The organism is Amycolatopsis taiwanensis DSM 45107 (assembly GCF_000519205.1).
In the GTDB taxonomy this organism is placed as follows: domain Bacteria; phylum Actinomycetota; class Actinomycetes; order Mycobacteriales; family Pseudonocardiaceae; genus Amycolatopsis_E; species Amycolatopsis_E taiwanensis.
The window spans coordinates 22,084-41,975 of record NZ_JAFB01000030.1 but is presented as its reverse complement, the minus strand read 5'-3'; the positions used below and the strand labels follow the sequence as shown (position 1 = coordinate 41,975).

Here is a 19,892-nt window from a genome sequence, read left to right as displayed (position 1 = left end):
GACGAGATCCCGGCCGGGTCGCTCACTTCGCGGAACGTAGCCCCGCGTAGATGACCGCGAGGGCGCGGTGCTGGAGTTTCCGGCTCCACCCCGACCGGAGGGCCGCTTGGCTGGTGGCGGTGAGCAACGCCATCACCTCGGCGAGCTGGACGTCGTCCCGGACGGCCCCGGCCCGTTGCGCGCCGGCCAGCAGTGCGCCGATGGCCTGCCGCAGCGCATTGACCGGCTTGGCGACGTCGAGATCGACACCGGCCTGGGCGAGCAGGTCGACGACGGACTTCTTCGCCGCCGCCTGCTCGACGACCCGGGTGAAGAACTCGAAGAAGGCCGTCGCCGGGTCGCCGACTTCGACCAGGGAGTTCACCTCGGCGGTCAGCCGCTCCATGAGTTCCTTGACGATCGCGGCCAGCAGGTCCTTCTTGGTCGGGAAATGCCGGAAGACGGTGCCGATCGCCACCCCGGCCCGCCGGGCGACCTCTTCGGTGGACGCCGACGGTCCCCCTTCGGCGAAGACCGCCTCGGCCGCCGCCAGGATCCGGGCCCGGTTGCGCTGAGCGTCCGCCCGGACCGGTTTTCCGCTGGCTGGTACGGGTTTGTGCGCTGACATCCTGCCACCGATTCCCTGTTCTCGTTGACAACCTGAGTGGTGACTCATTATCGTAACTGAGTCATCACTCATGTTAAGGGGTTTACATGCCCGGATCGACCAGTGCACCGGCAACCGGCCCGGTGCTGATCCATCACACCACCGACCCCGACGTGATCGTGGTCGAGTACGAACTCGTGGCACGCGTGGAGAACGGACCCCGGGGCGCCGCGCGATTCATCGGAGTACTCACCGCCCGCGACGGCCGGATTGTTCACTGGCGTGAATATCAGAACGTTCTGGCCATGGCCGAAGCGATGTCGCCCAGACAGTGACCGCATTGTGGGCGTCGCAGGCGCTGTGGATCGATAGCGGCAGAGCGTCTCGCTATGACGCGCACACTCGCCACAACGTGGAGGAGTTCGCCGGTTCATTCGGCGACATCGCGCCGATCGCTTTCGCCTGCACCGCATGGCGCCTGAGCGTTCCTCCATCGCTGTGCCCCGGCTATGTGCGGTGGCATCGCCGAATCCTGGACGCGGCCTGTATCCGAAACGAGTGGGACGGCACCCTGACCGCGCAGCTGACCTTGGTGTCGCCGTGGCCGGCTGCCCTCGCCTGGCCGAGGGACTGGTGCCGCGATCGGAACTGGCAGAACTGGCCCAACCTGTTCGGCCAGTTCGTGCACCCCACGCCGAGAGACATCGCCACGACGCCATACCTGCGAGCGTCATTGCTCATCGAGGCACCGATACCGTTCGACGGCCTACCGCCCGCGCCGGACGATCCGCGTCATGCCGTGGAAGAGACGGCACGCCGCGCGGTCACGGTCCTGGTGCGAGAACTGAACGAACTCGTGGCACCGATCATCCAGAAACTCGAAGAAACCAGACCGTAATGACGGCTCGACGCCGTCATTACTCCTGTCCAACTCGTCCTGCGAGAACCAGCGGCCCAGTCAGCTTGCCTGCTGAGGAGATGTCGGTGTACTGCGTGACCCGATGAGGAGCGCACGCCCGCTGCCGGTGACCGCGTGACCGATTTACCGCTGAGGTCGCCAGACATAGCGGATGTCCGGCTCACGTTCCTCGTTACGCAGTCCGTCAGTGCGCTCGACCGCGACAAAACCATGCCGCCGGTAGAACCGCTGCGCCGGTTCGTTGACCTGAAATGTCCACAGTTCCAAGCCTTGGGGACGCCGGTGTTTGGCCAAGGCCATGAACCGGTCGCCGAGTCCCCGGCCACGCCAGGACGGGTCGAGGTAGAGCTGCTCCAACTCCGTGTCCGCCAGCACCAGCAGCCCGGCCACGGAGGCCCCGGCGACCGCAACCCATGCTTCCTGCTGTGGCACGACCACCTGGGAGAACCAGTTCCGTACCTCGTCATCGTCGTGTGCGCGACGCACTGTCGGCAGCGCGGCAGCGAAGGACCGCAACCACACGGCGGCCATGTCGATCGCATCGGAGTCACCGGCACGCCGAAGCACGACGTCATCACTCTTCACAGCGCATGACTATCGCAGACGAGTGTTCCCGCGGAGACCACCGGCAGCCCCGTTGAACTGCGAAAACCAGGTTGCCTGGGGGCGGCAGGCGGTGGGCTGGACAACGCCGGGAAACGCCTCTTTCGCAGGGGTAAGATCCGAGGTACGTTTGCATACAGTATGGGACCGACCGTCCAGGAGACCGAACCTCGGAGTGGAGGCGGCATGCCGGGTAGTCCAGCGCTTGCCGAGCGCGTGCGGGCCGTCGTCGCGGCACATCGGGATGAGCGCGGCGCGCTGTTACCCATTCTGCACGATATTCAGGGCGAGTTCGGTTACATAGACCGCGAAGTGGTGGGGTTGCTGGCCGCGGAGCTGAACCTGTCCCGCGCCGAGGTGCACGGGGTGATCAGCTTCTACGCCGATTTCCGGACCGAACCCGCCGGGCGGACACGGCTGCGGTTGTGCCGCGCCGAGGCGTGTCAGTCGGTCGGCGCTGAAGACCTACTCGCCCACGCCCAGCAGGTGTTGGGCATCAAGGCCGGGCAGACCACACCGGATGGGTCGGTGTCGCTGGACGAGGTGTTCTGCCTCGGCAACTGCGCGCTCGGCCCGGCCGGGCAGCTCAACGGCCGACTCCACGGCCGGTTGGACCGGGCCCGGCTGGATGATCTGCTGGCGACGGAAACGGCGGGGTCATGACGGATTCTTCGCAGGTGCGGGTCTACGTTCCTCGCGACTCTGCCGCGTTGTCGGTGGGTGCCGACGAGGTAGCGGCCGCGTTGGCGCGCGAGGCGGACCGGCCGGTCACCGTGGTCCGTAACGGTTCTCGCGGCATGCTGTGGCTCGAACCCTTCGTCGAGGTCGAGACCGATCGCGGCCGGATCGGCTACGGGCCGGTAACCGCGGACAGGATAGGTGAGCTGGTCGCCGCGGGCATGCTCGACGGCGCCGACCACGAGTTGTGCCAAGGCGTGGTCGAGGAGCTGCCGTGGCTGCGTGACCAGCAGCGGGTGTGTTTCGCCCGAGTCGGCGTCACCGATCCACTGTCCACTGAGGACTATGTGCGGCATGGCGGGCTCACCGGCTTGCGCGCGGCGTTGGACCGTGACCCCGACGAGGTCGTAGCCGAGGTCACCGAGTCCGGACTGCGCGGCCGGGGCGGCGCGGGGTTCCCGGCCGGGATCAAATGGAAGACGGTCGCGCAGACCCCCGGCGAGCTGAAATTCGTGTGCTGCAACGCCGACGAGGGCGACAGCGGCACCTTCGCCGACCGCATGCTCATCGAGGGCGACCCGTTCTGTCTCATCGAAGGCATGACGATCGCGGCATACGCGGTCGGGGCGCGCGAGGGCTACATCTACCTCCGGTCCGAGTATCCGGACGCGATCGCGACCCTGCGCCGGGCCATCGACCTGGCCCGCGAAGCGGGCTGGTTGGGCGAGAACATTCTGGGTTCGGGGCTCTCCTTCGACCTGTTCGTGCGCGTCGGCGCGGGCGCCTACATCTGCGGCGAAGAGACCTCCATGCTGGAAAGCCTGGAGGGCAAGCGGGGCATGGTGCGGCCCAAACCGCCGATCCCGGCGATCACCGGCCTGTTCGGCAAGCCGACGATCATCAACAACGTGCTCACGCTGGCCAGCGTGCCGGCGATCCTGGCCGACGGCGCCGCCGCCTACCAGGGTCTGGGTGTGGGGCGTTCCCGGGGCACACAGGTGTTTCAGCTGGCGGGGAACATCGCCCGTGGCGGCGTGTTCGAGACCGCGTTCGGGATCACGCTGGGCGAGCTGGTCAACGACTACGGCGGGGGCACCCGCTCCGGCCGGCCGGTGCGTGCCACACAGGTCGGCGGGCCGCTGGGCGCGTACCTTCCGGTGTCGCAGTTCGAGTTGCCGATGGACTACGAAGCCTTCACCGAGGCCGGCGCGATGCTGGGGCACGGCGGCATCGTGGTCTTCGACGACACCGTCGATATGGCCGCGATGGCACGGTTCGCGATGGAATTCTGCGCCGAAGAATCGTGCGGCAAATGCACTCCGTGCCGGGTGGGATCGGTACGTGGCGTCGAGGTGATCGACCGGATCGTCGCCGGTCAGGACGCCGAGGGCAATCTTGCACTGCTGAACGATCTGTGTGAGCTGATGACCGACGGGTCACTGTGCGCGATGGGCGGGCTGACCCCGAATCCGGTGCGCAGCGCGCTGCTGCACTTCCCGGAGGACTTCACCGCGAAGGAGGGCTCATGAGCTTGTTGAAGGAGCCGGACCTGGGCACCCCGGCCAAGGCGGGACCCGACACCGTCAACCTGGAGGTCGACGGCCAGCCGGTGACCGTGCCGGAAGGTACCTCGGTGATGCGCGCAGCGGCGTTGGCGGGTGTGGAAGTGCCGAAGCTGTGCGCGACCGACACGCTGGAGGCGTTCGGTTCGTGCCGGCTGTGTCTGGTGGAGATCGACGGCCGCCCCGGCACCCCCGCGTCGTGCACCACCCCGGTGGCCGAGGGCATGAAGGTGCACACGCAGACCCCGCGGGTGGAAAAGCTCCGGCAAGGCGTGATGGAGCTCTACATCTCCGACCATCCCCTGGACTGCCTGACCTGCTCGGCCAACGGGGACTGCGAACTGCAGGACATGTCCGGACGGGTCGGGCTGCGCCAGGTGCGCTACGGCTACGAAGGCGCCAACCACCTCGACGCGGAGACCGACACCAGCAACCCGTATTTCGACTTCGACCCGTCGAAGTGCATCGTGTGCTCACGGTGTGTGCGGGCCTGCGACGAGATCCAGGGCACCCTCGCGCTGACCATCGAGGGCCGCGGGTTCGACTCGAAGGTCTCCGCCAGCGCCGGTGAGCTGTTCTTCGACTCCGAATGCGTGTCCTGCGGCGCCTGCGTGCAGGCCTGCCCGACGGCCACGCTGGAGGAGAAGTCCGTGGTGAACCTCGGGATGCCGAGCCGGAGCGTGATCACCACGTGCGCCTACTGCGGGGTCGGCTGCTCGTTCAAGGCCGAGTTGCGCGGTGACGAACTGGTGCGCATGGTGCCGTACAAGAACGGCGACGCCAACGAGGGCCACTCGTGCGTCAAGGGCCGGTTCGCCTTCGGCTACGCCACCCACCCCGACCGCAAACTCAACCCCATGGTCCGCGACACCATCGACGACGAATGGCGCGAGGTCGACTGGGATACCGCCATCGGCTATGTGGCCGACAAGATGCGCGAACTCCAGGCACGGTACGGGGTCGGCGCGGTCGGCGGCATCACGTCTTCGCGCTGCACCAACGAAGAGGTCTACGTGGTGCAGAAGATGGTGCGCGCCGCGTTCGGCAACAACAACGTCGACACCTGTGCGCGGGTCTGCCACTCCCCCACCGGCTACGGCCTGAAGCAGACCTTCGGCACGTCGGCGGGCACGCAGGACTTCCGGTCGGTCGCCAAGGCCGACGTGATCGTGGTGATCGGCGCGAACCCCACCGACGCCCATCCCGTGTTCGCCTCCCGCATGAAACGCCGGCTGCGCGAGGGCGCGAAGCTCATCGTGGTCGACCCGCGGCGGATCGACCTCATCCGCTCGCCGCACATCGAGGCCAGCCATCACCTCCAGCTCAAGCCGGGGGCCAACGTCGCCGTGATCAACGCGATGGCGCACGTCGTGGTCACCGAGGGCCTGGTCGACCGGTCCTTTGTGGACGACCGCTGCGAGGAGTTCGACGCCTGGGCGGAGTTCATCGCGAGCCCGGAGAACAGCCCGGAAGTGACCGAGCCGATCACCGGTGTCCCCGCCGAAGAGCTGCGCGCCGCCGCACGGCTGTACGCCACGGGTGGAAACGGGGCGATCTACTACGGGCTGGGGGTGACCGAGCACAGCCAGGGCTCCACCATGGTGATGGGCCTGGCCAACCTCGCCATGGCCACCGGCAACATCGGCCGCGAGGGCGTCGGGGTGAACCCGTTGCGCGGCCAGAACAACGTGCAGGGCTCGTGCGACATGGGCTCGTTCCCGCACGAACTGTCCGGCTACCGGCACATCTCCGACGACGCGGTGCGCGGCGTGTTCGAGGACCTGTGGGGCCGCAGCCTCGAACCGGAGCCGGGACTGCGCATTCCCAACATGTTCGATGCCGCCGTCGCCGGCACCTTCCGTGGCTTGTTCGTGCAGGGCGAGGACATCGCGCAATCGGACCCCAACACCCAGCACGTGACCGCGGCGCTGTCGGCCATGGAACTGGTCGTGGTTCAGGACCTGTTCCTCAACGAGACCGCCAAGTACGCGCACGTGTTCCTGCCCGGCACGTCCTTCTTGGAAAAGGACGGGACGTTCACCAACGCGGAGCGCCGCATCAACCGCGTCCGGCCGGTGATGGCGCCGCGCAGCGGCAAGCACGAGTGGGAGGTCGCCTGCGAGATCGCGACCGCGATGGGCTACCCCATGACCTATGCGCACCCGCGCGAGATCATGGACGAGATCGCCGCCCTCACCCCGACCTTCGCCGGGGTCTCCTTCGCCAAGCTCGACAAGCTGGGCAGCGTGCAGTGGCCGTGCAACGACGCCGCGCCCGAGGGCACGCCGACCATGCACGTCGACACCTTCGTGCGCGGTAAGGGCAGGTTCGTGCCGACCCCGTTCGTGCCGACCAGCGAACGCAGCACCCGAAGGTTCCCGCTGATCCTGACCACCGGCCGGATCCTGAGCCAGTACAACGTCGGCGCGCAGACCCGCCGTACCGGCAACGTCGCGTGGCATCCGGAGGACGTGCTGGAGATCCACCCGCACGACGCCGAAGAACGCGGCATCACCACCGGCGACGAGGTGACCCTGACCAGCCGGGTCGGCGAGACCACGCTCCACGCGGTGATCTCCGACCGGATGCCGGTCGGGGTCGTCTATACCACCTTCCACCATCCAGTGACCGGCGCGAACGTAGTGACCACGGAGAACTCCGACTGGGCCACCAACTGCCCCGAATACAAGGTCACCGCGGTCCAAGTCGGACTCAGAACCTCGGCCGGGCGACCCGAACGCGACCAGCTGAGCGAACCGGCGCTGGTGGACTGAATGGACACCACCACCTCTCCCCAGGTCCGGTTGGCCAACGAGATCGCGGTCCAGTTCCACCACCAGGACGCCAAGGCCGCGGCGACGGCGATCGCGGCGCACATCCGCCAGTTCTGGGACCCGCGGATGCGCGCCGATCTCCTCCACCAAGCGGAAAGCGATCCCGGCTCGTTCGATCCGCTGGCACTCGAAGCCACCAAACTCCTTTGACCCCAGAATCGTCCGGAATCAACCGCGCGGTGGTTTCGCCACTGGCGGAATCTGTGGCGTCCGCGGCCACCGCGAGGGTCCAATGGTGTGGTGGCGACGGCGGCATACGACGAGATCGCGGATTGGTATGAGGAGCAGTTCCTCAGCGCCCAGCGGTTGGAGCTCGGGACACCGGGTCACGACCCGCTCGGCATTGGCCGTGCGCTGCGCGATCTTCTCGGCGACGGCAGCGGAATCTGTCTCGAAATCGGCTGCGGCACGGGTCTTGGGGCATCGGCTCGTCCGACATCGCCAACGTCCGCGAACTGGCCACCGGACTCGCACCCGCCACCTGTCGCTCCGGCTCCACCAAAAGCGGGCCTCGTCCGGTTTTTGGGGGTCTGCGGGCGGTACTGATCCGACGGTGAACCGGCGCCCGAACTACTGAACCGTTGACTGATTCGCCGCCGTCGAGCGGTCCGTAGCGTCCTGGCTGTCAGAGATCGACACTTTGGACAGGACGAACGTGATGACGGACTACACCGGTATTGCCCAGCGCTACCTCGCCGCCTGGAACGAGACGGACCCGGCTGCCCGCCGCGCGCTGGTCGACGAGCTATACACAGTGGACGGACGCTACGTCGACCCGCTCGTCGATGCGGAGGGGCGGGATGCCATCGACGCCACCCTGGCGGCGGTGCAGGCGCAGTTCGCCGGCATGGTGTTCACCCTCGGCGGATCGGTGGACGGCCACCACGACGTGGCCCGGTTCACCTGGAACCTCGGGCCGGCCGGCGCCGAGCCGATCGTGGTCGGTTTCGACGTGGTCGCGCTCACCGAGGACGGCAGGATCCGGCAGGTGCACGGGTTCCTGGACAAGGTTCCTGGCCAAGCCTGAGCCACGAGCGAAAACGCTTCTGAGCTGAGCGGCGCGCCGGCCTGCTGCGGCCCGGTGGTCTCCCGCCGTCGGTGGGGACCATCGGGCCGGGTCAGTCCCCGGCCACGGCAGGCAGCTCCGCCCGCGAGGTCACCCCGAGCTTCGGGTATGCCTTGTACAGGTGGTAGCCGACCGTGCGGGGGCTGAGAAACAGTTGCGCCGCGATGTCGCGATTGGACATGCCGGAGGCGGCCAGCCGCACGATCTGCAACTCCTGCGGAGTGAGGCCGGCCAGCGCGCCGGATGCCCGGCCGGTCGCGGCGGCACCGCCAATGGCGTTGAGCTCGGCTCGGGCGCGGTCGGCCCAGGGTTCCGCGCCCAGCCGGTCGAAGGTGTGCAGGGCTTCGCGGAGGTGCCGGCGGGCGTCCGAGCGGCGGCGGGCCCGGCGCAACCATTCCCCGTACAGCAGCTGGGTACGGGCGGCGTCCATCGGGTGGTTGTCGTCGCGCAGCGCCAGCGCCCCGAGGTAGTGCTGCTCGGCGTCCTCGTCGGTCGCGAGCAACGCCGTGCAGCGCAGGACGAGTGCGTTGAGCCAAGGTTGCCCGGAGTGCGCGGCGAACGCCGCCAGCCGGTCGAAGGGTTCGGCGGCGCGTGCCGGTTCGCCGAGGCGGACGGCGGACTCGATGAGATCGGGTGTGCTGCGGATGATCGGCAGTTGGCAACGCAGCGTGCCCTGGGTGAAGGTCTCCAGGTGGGCCAGTGCCGTCCCGGCCCGGCCCAGCCCGAGTTCGAGCAGTCCGAGTGCCCACCGGCCGGCCAGCGCGCCGATGGAGTTCGGGGTGGTCGCGTCGCGGATCGCCACCTTCGCCGTTTCCCGGCAGCGCTGCTGGTCACCGGTCACCGCGGCGAGGCAGGCCAGCACCGAGTTCGCCTGGCTGTGCCACTCGTGCTGTTCGGTGTCCTGGGCCATCCGCGCCGCCTCGGCCGCCATGGTCAGCGCGTCGCGGTGGTTGCCCAGCGTGAACCGGGTCCAGGCCAGGTAGACCAGCGCGGGTGCGAGGAGACCGATCCTGCCCTGGTGCCGCGCGGTCCGGCTCACCGCGGCCGCCAACTCGGCGGCGCGCGCATCGTCCCCGACGACCAGGGCGGCGGCCACGGTCAGCAGCAGACCCCGCAGGTTGGCCGACGCCGTACGGGCGGCGCGTGCCATCACGTCGGGAAGCCGGGGGAGGCCGTCGGCCGGCCGGTCCGACGCCAGCACGACCAGCCAGCGCAGGAGGTCATGGTGGGGCGCCAGCGGATCGGTGGCCGGCAGCGGCAGGGAGTCCAGCCGGGCACCGGTGGTGGCGGCCAGGTCCCGGTCGTCGGCGTGCCACGACAGGAAGACCATGTCGGTCAGCATCCACAGCGTCCGATGTGGCTCGTCGTTCGAGACGAGATCGACGCCGGTACACAGCTGCGCGAAGGCGGCGTGCAGCGCGCCCTGCCCGAAGTCGGCCGCCGCGCGTACGTGTGCCAGCCTGGCCAGCAGTGCGGTGTCGTCGCCGCGGCCGGCCGCGCGCTCGGCCAGTTCCCGGGCATAGTCCAGATCCCCGACCTCGCCGGCGGCCTCCGCGGCCAGGGTGAGTCGTCGGGCGCAGGCGATCGGATCGACGCTGAGCTGGGCGGCGCGCGCATACGCCGCGGCCGCGGCGGCGTATCCGCTGCGCTGCCCTGCGCGGACCGCGGCGCCTTCCAGTTCGGTGGCAACCTGTTCGTCCGGCCCGGTCACGGCCGAGGCGAGATGCCAGCTACGGCGGTCGGCTTCCGCCGGCGTGTCGAGGACCTCGGCCAGCGCCTCGTGTGCCGCAAGCCGCCGGGCAAGCGGCGCTCCCTGGTACACCGCCGCCCGCACCAGCGAATGGCGGAACGTCACGGCCTGGTCGGTGACCCGGACCAGACCGGCCCGTTCCGCTGCCGCCAGGTCGGCGAGCCCGGCACCAAAGGATGCCGCGGCGCGCAGGATGGTACCGAGGCCATCACCACCCGCCGCGGCGAGCAGCAACATGGTCTGCGTGGCCGGCGGCAGCCTGCTGGCCTGACCGTGGAACGCGATGCGCAGCCGCGTGGTCAGCGGAAGGCTGCCGGTCCGAACCGCTCCGCCGTGGCCCTGGCCGGCCAACGCTGCCGGAAGTTCCAGCAGCGCCAACGGATTCCCGCCGGACTCGGTGAGCACCCGGTGCCGGACGCCGGCGGCCAGCTCACCGCCTTGTGCGTCGAGCAGTGCCGCGGCGTCGACGGCGCTCAACCCGGTGAGGGTCAGTTCCGGCAGCCCCGGGGCGATGGCGGTGTCCTCGCCGTCCCGGGCGGCGAGCAGCAGGGCGACGCCCTCAGCGTGCAACCGTCTGGCGGCGAGCAGCAGCGCTCCGGCGGATGCCCGGTCCAGCCACTGGGCGTCGTCGACGACACAGAGCAGGGGCCCGTCCTCGGCCAGTTCGGAAAGCAGCGACAGCACGGCGAGCCCTACGAACAGCCCGTCGCCTGGTTGGGCGGACGCCAGCCCGAACGCCCCCTCCAGCGCCCGCCGTTGCGGGCCGGGCAGGCGGGGCAGACAGTCCAGCGCGCCGCCCAGCAGCAGGTGCAGCCCGGCGAAGGGGAGTTCGGCCTCGGACTCCACACCGGCGCTGCGGAGCACCCGCATCCCGCTCGCCGAGGCGACCGCGTACTCGAGCAGCGCGGTCTTGCCGATACCGGGCTCGCCGCGGACGACCAGGGTGCCGCTGCTGCCCGACCGGGCACCGGCCAGCAGCCGGTCGATGACCGCCTGCTCCTCGCCGCGGCCACACAGCATCGCTTCTCCCCCTCCCGTCCCGGACCACGCCGACGGTTTCCGCCGGCTCGTGCACGGTATCCGGCCCCGTCGCTCGTCATCGACGGCGCTTCCCTTTGCCGGACAGGCATTCCACCCAGGTCACCACAAACCGCATGAAAGCGGCGGGCTGGCGAATACTAGGGCCGCACGCCCGGCCGGACTTGCGTTGACGTCCACGTCAAGCATCAGAATCGTCCGGTGTTCACTGAAGCAGAACTGGACTACCTGGCCGCCCAGCCCATCGGGCGGCTGGCCACCATCTCGCCGGACGGGCAGGTGCAGAACAATCCAACCAACTTCTTCGTCGACGACGGCACGATCACCATCGGCGGGCACGCGCTGGGCTCATCGAAAAAATTCCGGAACGTCCAGCGAGGCAGTACGGTCGCGTTCGTAGTGGACGATGTAGCGACGGTCGATCCGTGGGTGCCCCGAGGCATCGAGATTCGGGGCACCGCGGTGGCATTGACCGACCACGAGCCACCCCTGCCCTACTTTTCCCGGGAGATCATCAGGATCACTCCTGTCAAGATCGTTTCATGGGGCCTGGACGGACCACGGGTGAGCCGTACGGTGTGAATCGCTAGCGCTAGGCCGGCCGGATTCCCGGCCATTCGCCGGCCGCGGCCATCTGCCGCGTCACGACCGAGATACCCTCCCGCACCGCCGCCACCGCATCCCGGGCCGGGTAGTACTCGACGGCGGTGCAGACCGCGACGCTCCGCGAGATGACCGGGTTGCGGATTCGCCGCACCCCGAGATCACGGTGGTTCGCCTGGTCCGCGACGCTCGACAACGGGAGGATCGTGCACGCCTCGCCGCCGGCCGCGATGCGGATCATCGCGCCCAGCGAGTCCACGTCCGCGACGATCGAGGGCACCAGGCCCTGGGCGGCGAAGGCCCGGTCGATCAGCGCCCGCAGGTTGCTGCGCCCGCCCGGCACCACCAGCGGCGTGTTCTGCAGGTCCACCAATCCGATCTCGTCCGCTTCGGCGGCAGGCGGCTTCGGTTGCCCGATGAGGAACAGGTCCTCCGAGTACAGCAGCGTTTCGGCCGGGCGGACGGCATCGTCGTCGCGGTACAGCACGGCCAGGTCGAGGCGGCCGAGGGTGAGCAGTTCCTGGATGTAGCCGCTCATCGACTCGAAGAGCTGCAGGTGGATGCCGGGGTGGTTGGCCTTCGTCCAGGAGTACAGCGCCGGAGCCAGGCGCACCGACACCGTCGTGGGCAGCCCGACCGCGACGGGGCCGTGGATGTGGTCGCCGTTGAGCACATCGCCGGCGATCCGGTCGAACTGCCGCACGAGCTGCTGAGCGTCCCGGTAGAGCGCGCGGCCCGCCGCGGTGGGCGTCACGCCACGCGGCCCGCGCTCGAGCAGCCGGACGCCGAGTTCGGCTTCCAGCTGGGCGATCCGCTGGCTCAGGGCCGGCTGCGAGACGTAGAGCCCGGCGGCGGCGCGGGTGAGGCTGCCCGAGTCGACGACCGCGATGAAATCGCGCAGGTGGGCGATGTCCAAGTCGATCCCGCTCCAAGTACCTCGTTTACCACCCTCAACCGGGATTCATACCATTCTGCGCTCGGCGCGGTCCTACTCCGCCGCCTGCAGCAACCGCCGGGCGCGCTCGACCACGGGCCGGTCGATCATCGCTCCGTCCAGCGATACCGCAGCGCCCTGCGCTTGCTCGTCCGCTTCGATCACACGCCTTGCCCACGCGACCTCCTCGGCGCTCGGCCGCATCGCGTCGCGAACGACCGCTAGTTGCGCTGGGTGGATGCACAGTTTCCCACCGAAGCCCCACGCCTTCGCCCGGCGCGCATCCCGGTCGATGGCCGCCACATCGTCGATCGACGGCGTGACGCCGTCGAGCGGCGCGGGCAGCCCGCACGCCGCGGACCAGCGGACGAGGTCGCTGCGCGAGGCGTCCAATGCCGCGTCGGCCGTGGTGCCGAGGTCCAGCGCCAGGTCGATGCTGCCGAACACCAGCCTGGCCAGCCCGGGCGCGGTGCAGATCTCGCCGAGGTTGACGAAGCCCCGCGCCGTTTCGACGAGGCCGAGCACCGGACAGCCGGTGCCGTCGGCGACGGCCTGCACGTCCTGGGCACTCTCGGTCTTCGGCAGCATCACCGCGGCCGGGCCGAGATCCCGGCAAAGCACCAGGTCGGCGTCGAATTCCGGGCTGTTGTGCGCGTTGATGCGCACCACCACGTCCGGACCGATCGGCCACGCCGCGCGCAGGTTCTCCCGGGCGGCGGCCTTGCCCTCCGGCGGAACGGCGTCCTCCAGGTCGACGACGACCACGTCCGCGCCCGCCGCGACGGCCTTGGCGAATCGCTCGGGCCGGGACCCGGGCACGAACAGCCAGGTGAGGCCGGACTTCATCACACCACCCCGTCCCGGATCAGTTCGTCCACAGCGGATTCGTCGTGCCCCAGTTCGGCCAGGATCTTCCGGGTGTGCTCGCCCGTGTCCGGGATCGGGTCCATCCGCGGCTCGGGGTTGACCGGCCCGGGCGGCGCCAGCGTGGGCACCGGGCCGCGTGGCGTGTGCACCTCGTGCCACCGGCCACGCGCCGCCAACTGCGGGTGTGCCCACACGTCGGCGAGGGTGTTGACGCGGGCGCAGGCCACCGGCACGGCGGTCAGCAGTGCGGTCGCTTCGTCGCCGGTCAGGGCCGCGAAGCGGGCCGCGATGATCCGTCCCAGCTCCTCGCGGTTGGCGTTGCGGTTGGCGTTCCCCGCGTAGTCGGGGTGCTCGGCGAGTTCCGGCCGGCCGAGGAAACGATCGCAGAACGCCCGCCATTCCCGCTCGTTCTGGATGCTCATCATGATGACCTTGCCGTCGCCCGCGGTGAACGGGCCGTACGGGAAGATCGTCGCGTGGGCCGCACCCGCCCGCGGCGGCGCCTCGGCGCCGTCATAGGCGTAGTAGAGCGGGAAACCCATCCATTCGACGGTGGACTCCAGCATCGAGACATCGATGTACGCGCCCTTACCGGTGTTCGCGCGTTCCAGCAATGCCGCGAGGATCGAGCTGTAGGCATACATCCCGGCGGCGATATCGGAGACGGAGATGCCGACCTTCGCCATGTCGTCGCCGGAGCCGGTGACCGACAGCAGACCGGCCTCGCTCTGCACCATCAGGTCGTAGGCCTTCATCGACTCGTACGGGCCGCCGCGGCCGTAGCCGGAGATGTCGCACACGACCAGCCTGGGGTTGTCGGCCTGCAGTTCCTCGGCACCGAGCCCCATGCGAGCCGCCGCGCCCGGCGCGAGGTTCTGGATGAACACGTCCGCGGTGCGCAGCAGTTGGCGCAGCACGGCCATACCGCGCGGATCTTTGATGTCGAGCGTCAGCGATTCCTTGCTGCGGTTGACCCACACGAAATGCGAACTCAACCCGTTGACTCGGGTGTCGTACTGGCGCGCGAAATCGCCGGAGCCGGGGCGCTCGACCTTGATCACCCGGGCACCGAGGTCCGCGAGCTGGCGGCTGGCATACGGCGCGGCGATGGCCTGTTCGAGGGCCACCACGGTCACGCCCCGGAGCGGTTGCACTTTCTTTCCACCTCCAAGGTGGTGTTCAAAGCGGCGGAGCCGCTTGCGGTGAGACACGCAGCTCGCGGGTTGCGCTACCCGCACCGCCACGCAAACCACGCCGAACCGATCTCTAATGCAGGTTGGCGTAGACGATGAGGGCGATGGTCACCGTGATCGCGCCACCGATGCGGGTGGCGATCTGGGCAAACGGCATCAGGGCCATGCGCCGGGTGGCGCTGAGGATCGCGACGTCGCCGGTGCCGCCCAGCCCGGTGTGAGTGCCGATGACGATCGCGGTGTCGACGGGGTACATGCCGATCCAGCGGCCGACCAGGAACGCGGTGGCCATCATGGTCACCACGGTGGCGATGATGGTGATCACGGTGGGGATGTTGAACGCCTTGAGCAGTGCGTCCCACGGCGTGGACGACACGCCGATGGCGAACATCAGCGGGTAGGCCACGGCGGTCGACATGAAGCCGTAGACCAGGCCCGAGTGGTGTTCCAGGTTGCGCGGCAGCCAGCGGGTCAGCTTCAGCGCGATCGCGGCCACCAGCATCACGATGGGCGCCGGCCAGCCGAACAACGCGTGCGTGGCCTCGCCCAGCAGGTACAGCGCGACGGCCATGAACCCGGCGGCCGCCAGCTGGCGGATGTCGAACTTGACGTTCCCGCGTTCGGTGAGGTCGAGATCGTCGTCCCCGCCCGGCTGGATCTTGCCGTTCCCGGTGGTGTGCGGGAAGCGCTGCCCGATCATGGACAGCACGCTGGAGAACACGATCGCGCAGACGTTGGCCAGCAGCACCACCGGAAGCACCTGGGCGAGCAGCGTTTCCGCCTGACCCGCGCCGGACTGCGAGTAGCCGAGGGTCAGCGGGACGGCGCCCTCGCCGAGACCGCCGCCCATCACCGGCACGACGATGTAGAACACGGTCCGGTGCAGGTCCCCGGTGATCGCCCAGCCGACCAGCGAGCCGACGACCAGCGAGGCTATCGAGCCCGCGATCAGCGGCACGAAGATCTTGAGGAAACCCCTGATCAACACCGTCCGGTTCATGCTCAGGATGGAGCCGACGATGATCCCGGCGATGAACAGGTACAAGAAGTTCGTGGACTTGTAGAACGTCGTGATCTGCTTGGTCAGGTCGGCGGGGATCCAGTGCGCGGCGACCAGGTACGCGGGCAGGATGGTCACCAGGACGACCGGGCCGCCGATCGAGCGGAAGACCGGAATGCGCCGGCCGACCTCGTAGCAGGTGTAGCTGCAGACACCGAGCAGCGCGGCCATCGTCGGGATGTCGGCCTTGAGGTCGTCCTGCCAGGCGAGGACCGCGAGCACGACGACCAGCAGCGCGTAGAACGGCAGCGGGATGACACCGATCCGGATGGACCAGATGGAGCGGGATCGCTCCGCGGGGGCTACGTCTTCCGCCAACGGCGCGTCCGGGCGTGATGCCATCTCGTACCTCCTTGTAGGGACAGCAGCTTGTAGGGACAGCAGGGATCAAACCGTCCGCTTCCGGACCGGAGTAGAGGCCGATTCCCGAGGTGGGTATAAGTCAGGCTTATGGCTCGGCCAGAGCGCTCAGGTCGAGCGCGGTTTTAGCGAGGTTGAAGCCGTCCGCGGGCACGCCCTTGGGCGAGTTGAGCCACCCGGCCCGGTCACGCGGCCGAGACGATGACCGGTTGCCGCCGAGCAACAACGACACATAACAGCCGTAGTCGATGGCGAACCCGTCGTACAGCGTGCCCGGCTGCTCGTGGTCCACCAGCCCGCGACGGAGGACATGGAGCAGCCGAGCGTCGTGGAGCTCCCCGATCGTCTCGTGGCGCGCCCAGCTCAGCTGGTCGAGCAGGAAGGTCCGCGAGCGCCGCCGGCCGACCACCTCGTCGATCAACGATTTCAGCATCCTCCGCGCCGGTCCGTCGGCCGCCAGCGCCGCCTGTTTGTCCCGCAGGTACCAGTCGCGCGCCGCCATCCTGACCTCACGCAACCCGATCGGCTCGTCGTGTGCGTGCTGCGCGGCCAGCGCCGCGATGTTGATCCCGTCCCGCGGCACGCCCTCGGCCGCGCGCACCAACTCCGCGAAAGCGTTGCCCCGGAAGCATTCTTCGAGGAACGCGGCCACGTCGGGCGGCGGTTCGGGGATCATCGCGGCAAGCCGCACGACCGCATGGTTGAACAGCAGTTGCCCGAAGAACTCCTGCGCGCGGGGCCGCGAGTTGTCGAAGATCAGGAAATCGTCGAGGCTCAGTGCCGATGCCGCGTCCGCGCCCACCTCGATGCCGAACTGATCCCCGGAGGGCGAGGGCGCGCGAAACCGCGACCGGCGTTCGATCGCGGCGATCTTGACCGTGATCCCGGCCGTCGGCAACACGCTGCGCCGCAACAAGTCCGCCAGCAGCGGCTGGAGGTCGAGCGGCACACTGCTCCACTCGTCGAGCAGCAGCCACAGCCGCGAGGGAGCCAGCGCATCGGCGATGGCTCGCAGCGCACGTCCGAGTGGGCCGAACACCACGTGGTGCTCTTCCGTGCCGGCGCGCCGCAACCGGCTTTCCATGTTCGCCGCTCGCCGTCCGCCAACGCTCGCCTTCGCGCCCGGCGAAAGGGAAAGCTCGACCCCGTAAGAGGATTCGACCGTGCCGCCGATTTTCGTCTCGCGTTCGACCTCACCGACCACCCGCACCGCCGTGGCCGATTCGGCGAGGTCGTCGAGCGCCTGGACAAGCCCGTCGCTCTCCCCCAGCTCCCCCTCGATGACCGCGGTCAGCAGCGCCTCGTGGATCGCTTCGAGGGTGTCCACCAGCAGATGGGTGCCACGCACTGTGGGACTGAGGCTGCTGTCCGCGTACATTCCCCCTGCCGTGCCGATGGTCCGCAGGTCCAGATACACCGCGACATCACCGGTCCGCTCCACCAGGTCGGACAGATGCAGTAGGGCATGCGTCTTACCCGCGCCCCGCCGGCCGTAGATGATCTGGTGGTCGGTCGAGTGCAGCATCGCGGAGAAGGACCCGGCCGCCACGAAGGTGGAAGTCAGCGTCGCCCGGTCAGCGCTCTCCGCGCGCCGCGGAATCCGCATGAGCGCCTGGTTGAGGTGTTTGCGCCGCCCAGCTCCCATTGCCCTCGAGCCTGCCGGAACGGTCGCCGCGGTGACTACCGCCGCCAGAGTGGATCATGGTCCGCCAGCGGTCAACGGCGTCAACGGCTCTTCTTGGGCTTCTTCTCCCGGACGCGGACGTTTATCCGTACCGGGCTGCCGGCGAAGCCGAAGCGCTCGCGGAACTTCCGCTCGATGAAGCGCCGGTAGCCCGCCTCCAGGAACCCGGTGGTGAACAGCACCAGCGTCGGCGGCCGGATCGAGGCCTGGGTCGCGAACAGCACCTTCGGCTGCTTCCCGCCACGCACCGGCGGCGGGGTCGCCGCGACCAGCTCGGAGAGCCAGCCGTTGAGCTGCCCGGTCGGCACCCGCTGGTCCCACGACGTCAGCGCGGTACGCAGCGTGGGGGCGAGCTTGCGCACCGCACGACCGGTGAGCGCCGAGATGTTCACCCGCTCCGCCCAGGGCACCCGCACCAGCCCGCGGTCGAGCTCCTTTTCCAGCTGATACCGGCGTTCCTCGTCGACCAAGTCCCACTTGTTGAGCGCCAGCACGCAGGCCCGCCCGGACTCCACCACCATCGTGAGCACCCGCAGGTCCTGTTCGGACAGTGGTTCGCTGGCGTCCAGCAGCACGATCGCCACCTCGGCGGCGTCGATCGCGGCCTTGGTGCGCAGCGACGCGTAGTACTCCGTGCCGCTGGCGGTGCGCACCCGCTTGCGCAGCCCGGCGGTGTCGACGAACCGCCACGTCTGCCCGTCCAGTTCGACCAGCGAGTCGACCGGGTCGACCGTGGTGCCCGCCACCGCGTCGACCACCGAGCGCTCCTCGCCGGTGAGCTTGTTGAGCAGGCTCGACTTGCCCACGTTCGGCTTGCCGACCAGCGCCACCCGTCGCGGCCCGGCCACGCGGGCACCGTCCCGTGGCGCCTCCGGCAACGCCTTGACGATCGCGTCGAGCAGGTCCCCCGAGTTCCGCCCGTGCAACGCGCTCACCGGGAACGGTTCGCCCAGCCCCAGCGACCACAACGACGCGACATCGCCGAGCAACCGCTCGTCGTCCACCTTGTTCGCCGCGAGCAACACCGGCCGCTTCGACCGGCGCAGCACCCTGGAGACCGCCTCGTCCGTCGCGGTCGCGCCCACCGACGCGTCCACCACGAGCAACACCGCGTCCGAAGTGGACATCGCCAGTTCGGCCTGCGTGGCGACCGCGCCCTGTAGGCCGGTGGCGCCCGGCTCCCAGCCGCCGGTGTCGACCAGGGTGAACCGGCGCCCGTTCCACATCGCGTCGTAGGCCACCCGGTCCCGGGTCACGCCGGGCACGTCCTGCACCACCGCCTCCCGGCGGCCCAGGATCCGGTTGACCAGCGTCGACTTGCCCACGTTGGGACGCCCGACCACGGCCAGCACCGGCTGGCCGAGTTGCTCGTCAGCCTCGTCCGCCCCCACGCCGTCGCCACCGGCGTCCAGCGCGGCGAACTCCGCCTCGTCGGACCACGTCCCGTCAACCTCGGTCATAGCTTCGCTTTCTGTTTCGTCCGCGGCTGAGCCGCGCGCATCTCGTCGAGGGCGCATACGAGCGCCGCGAGCTCACCGCGCAGGCGCTCGGTGGCCTGCTCCAGCCCGGCCTTTCCCTTGCCGACCTCTACCGTGAACGGCTCGCCGACCAGCACGTCCACCCGGGGCCGGAACCGGCGCCGCCCGCCGGCCGGGCGCCGGGTGCCCCGCGTGGCCACCGGCAGCACCACGACTCCGTTGGCACCACAGCTCCGCACCAGCCAGGCCGCGCCACGCTCGGCGTTGGTCACATCCCCCGCACCGCGACTGCCTTCCGGGAACACCCCGACCAGCCCGCCCTCACGCAGCACCTTCGCGGTGGTCAGCAACGGCGCCCGGTCGGGCTCCCCCCGGCGAACCGGCACCTGGCCGATCCGCCGGAGGAACCGCCCGACGACGCCGGTGAAAAGCTCCTCCTTTACCAGGAACACCGAGCGGCGCGGCAACATTCCGAAGATGACCGGCGGCTCCAGCAACGAGCTGTGGTTGGCGATCAGCAGGACCGGCCCGGTCCGCGGCACCCGGCCCAGGCCGTGGATGCGAACGCGGAAGGCGGGGCGGAACAAGTAGCGCCCGACGAGCCGCCCGACGTCGTGCAGCCGGCCGGACGCGCCTTCGGGCAAGCCCGGACTACTCAATGTTCCTCCGCGAGTCAC

The 19,892-nt window shown here is 69.4% G+C and carries 18 protein-coding genes; 8 read left to right on the top strand and 10 right to left on the bottom strand.

Annotation, left to right across the window (positions count from 1 at the left end):
• Positions 1-22 precede the first annotated feature (22 nt).
• Positions 23-607, bottom strand: coding sequence for a TetR/AcrR family transcriptional regulator (locus A3CU_RS0123635; RefSeq protein ID WP_027944399.1), 585 nt, complete (start codon positions 605-607; stop codon positions 23-25).
• 86 nt (positions 608-693) lie between these two features.
• On the opposite strand from A3CU_RS0123635, the gene A3CU_RS46260 reads away from it, so the two are divergent.
• On the top strand, positions 694-921 hold the full coding sequence (locus A3CU_RS46260) for a nuclear transport factor 2 family protein (protein ID WP_052372039.1): 228 nt from the start codon (positions 694-696) through the stop codon (positions 919-921).
• A gap of 77 nt (positions 922-998) precedes the next feature.
• On the top strand, positions 999-1,484 hold the full coding sequence (locus tag A3CU_RS46255; RefSeq protein WP_211246493.1) for a hypothetical protein: 486 nt from the start codon (positions 999-1,001) through the stop codon (positions 1,482-1,484).
• A 144-nt stretch (positions 1,485-1,628) separates the two neighbouring features.
• Here A3CU_RS46255 and A3CU_RS0123620 read toward each other — a convergent pair whose 3' ends face one another.
• The gene (locus A3CU_RS0123620; protein ID WP_027944398.1) at positions 1,629-2,090 is read right to left on the bottom strand and encodes a GNAT family N-acetyltransferase; all 462 of its coding nucleotides are present in this window, start codon (positions 2,088-2,090) and stop codon (positions 1,629-1,631) included.
• Positions 2,091-2,294: 204 nt separating this feature from the next.
• Between A3CU_RS0123620 and A3CU_RS0123615 the strand changes: the two genes are divergently transcribed.
• The 5 genes from A3CU_RS0123615 to A3CU_RS0123595 all read left to right on the top strand — a co-directional run bounded on the left by A3CU_RS0123615 (position 2,295) and on the right by A3CU_RS0123595 (position 8,209).
• Positions 2,295-2,771: a formate dehydrogenase subunit gamma gene (locus A3CU_RS0123615; RefSeq protein WP_027944397.1), complete on the top strand. Its 477-nt coding sequence runs from the start codon at positions 2,295-2,297 to the stop codon at positions 2,769-2,771.
• Complete coding sequence (locus A3CU_RS46250) at positions 2,768-4,315, top strand: formate dehydrogenase beta subunit (RefSeq protein WP_043842268.1); 1,548 nt, start codon at positions 2,768-2,770, stop codon at positions 4,313-4,315. The genes A3CU_RS0123615 and A3CU_RS46250 overlap by 4 nt, the downstream gene beginning before the upstream one ends.
• Positions 4,312-7,122, top strand: coding sequence for a formate dehydrogenase subunit alpha (gene fdhF / locus A3CU_RS0123605; RefSeq protein WP_027944396.1), 2,811 nt, complete (start codon positions 4,312-4,314; stop codon positions 7,120-7,122). The genes A3CU_RS46250 and fdhF overlap by 4 nt, the downstream gene beginning before the upstream one ends.
• Positions 7,123-7,332: a formate dehydrogenase subunit delta gene (locus tag A3CU_RS0123600; protein WP_027944395.1), complete on the top strand. Its 210-nt coding sequence runs from the start codon at positions 7,123-7,125 to the stop codon at positions 7,330-7,332. It begins immediately after the preceding gene.
• A 508-nt stretch (positions 7,333-7,840) separates the two neighbouring features.
• A complete protein-coding gene (locus tag A3CU_RS0123595; RefSeq protein WP_027944394.1) occupies positions 7,841-8,209 on the top strand; it encodes a nuclear transport factor 2 family protein in 369 nt (122 codons plus the stop codon).
• Positions 8,210-8,300: 91 nt separating this feature from the next.
• On the opposite strand, the gene A3CU_RS0123590 is transcribed toward A3CU_RS0123595, so the two are convergent.
• Positions 8,301-11,018 carry a LuxR C-terminal-related transcriptional regulator gene (locus A3CU_RS0123590; RefSeq protein WP_027944393.1) on the bottom strand — a complete coding sequence of 906 codons (2,718 nt, stop codon included), beginning with the start codon at positions 11,016-11,018 and terminating at the stop codon, positions 8,301-8,303.
• Positions 11,019-11,237: 219 nt separating this feature from the next.
• Here A3CU_RS0123590 and A3CU_RS0123585 point away from each other — a divergent pair, with 219 nt between their 5' ends.
• Positions 11,238-11,618, top strand: coding sequence for a PPOX class F420-dependent oxidoreductase (locus A3CU_RS0123585; RefSeq protein WP_027944392.1), 381 nt, complete (start codon positions 11,238-11,240; stop codon positions 11,616-11,618).
• A 10-nt stretch (positions 11,619-11,628) separates the two neighbouring features.
• Here the strand turns inward: A3CU_RS0123585 and A3CU_RS0123580 are convergent, their stop codons facing one another.
• The 7 genes from A3CU_RS0123580 to A3CU_RS0123550 all read right to left on the bottom strand — a co-directional run bounded on the left by A3CU_RS0123580 (position 11,629) and on the right by A3CU_RS0123550 (position 19,874).
• The gene (locus A3CU_RS0123580; RefSeq protein ID WP_027944391.1) at positions 11,629-12,555 is read right to left on the bottom strand and encodes a LysR substrate-binding domain-containing protein; all 927 of its coding nucleotides are present in this window, start codon (positions 12,553-12,555) and stop codon (positions 11,629-11,631) included.
• Positions 12,556-12,627: 72 nt separating this feature from the next.
• A complete protein-coding gene (locus A3CU_RS0123575) occupies positions 12,628-13,419 on the bottom strand; it encodes an HpcH/HpaI aldolase/citrate lyase family protein (protein ID WP_027944390.1) in 792 nt (263 codons plus the stop codon).
• Positions 13,419-14,594 (bottom strand): CaiB/BaiF CoA transferase family protein, encoded by a 1,176-nt coding sequence (locus A3CU_RS0123570; RefSeq protein ID WP_027944389.1) that lies wholly within the window; start codon positions 14,592-14,594, stop codon positions 13,419-13,421. Before A3CU_RS0123570 ends, A3CU_RS0123575 begins: the two co-directional genes overlap by 1 nt.
• Positions 14,595-14,706: 112 nt before the next feature.
• Positions 14,707-16,035, bottom strand: a complete 1,329-nt coding sequence (locus A3CU_RS0123565) for a 2-hydroxycarboxylate transporter family protein (protein ID WP_027944388.1) — start codon at positions 16,033-16,035, stop codon at positions 14,707-14,709.
• A 106-nt stretch (positions 16,036-16,141) separates the two neighbouring features.
• Positions 16,142-17,698 carry a hypothetical protein gene (locus A3CU_RS0123560; RefSeq protein ID WP_027944387.1) on the bottom strand — a complete coding sequence of 519 codons (1,557 nt, stop codon included), beginning with the start codon at positions 17,696-17,698 and terminating at the stop codon, positions 16,142-16,144.
• An 80-nt stretch (positions 17,699-17,778) separates the two neighbouring features.
• A complete protein-coding gene (gene der / locus A3CU_RS0123555) occupies positions 17,779-19,197 on the bottom strand; it encodes a ribosome biogenesis GTPase Der (protein ID WP_027944386.1) in 1,419 nt (472 codons plus the stop codon).
• Positions 19,194-19,874 carry a lysophospholipid acyltransferase family protein gene (locus tag A3CU_RS0123550; protein ID WP_027944385.1) on the bottom strand — a complete coding sequence of 227 codons (681 nt, stop codon included), beginning with the start codon at positions 19,872-19,874 and terminating at the stop codon, positions 19,194-19,196. The genes der and A3CU_RS0123550 overlap by 4 nt, the downstream gene beginning before the upstream one ends.
• Positions 19,875-19,892: the final 18 nt, after the last annotated feature.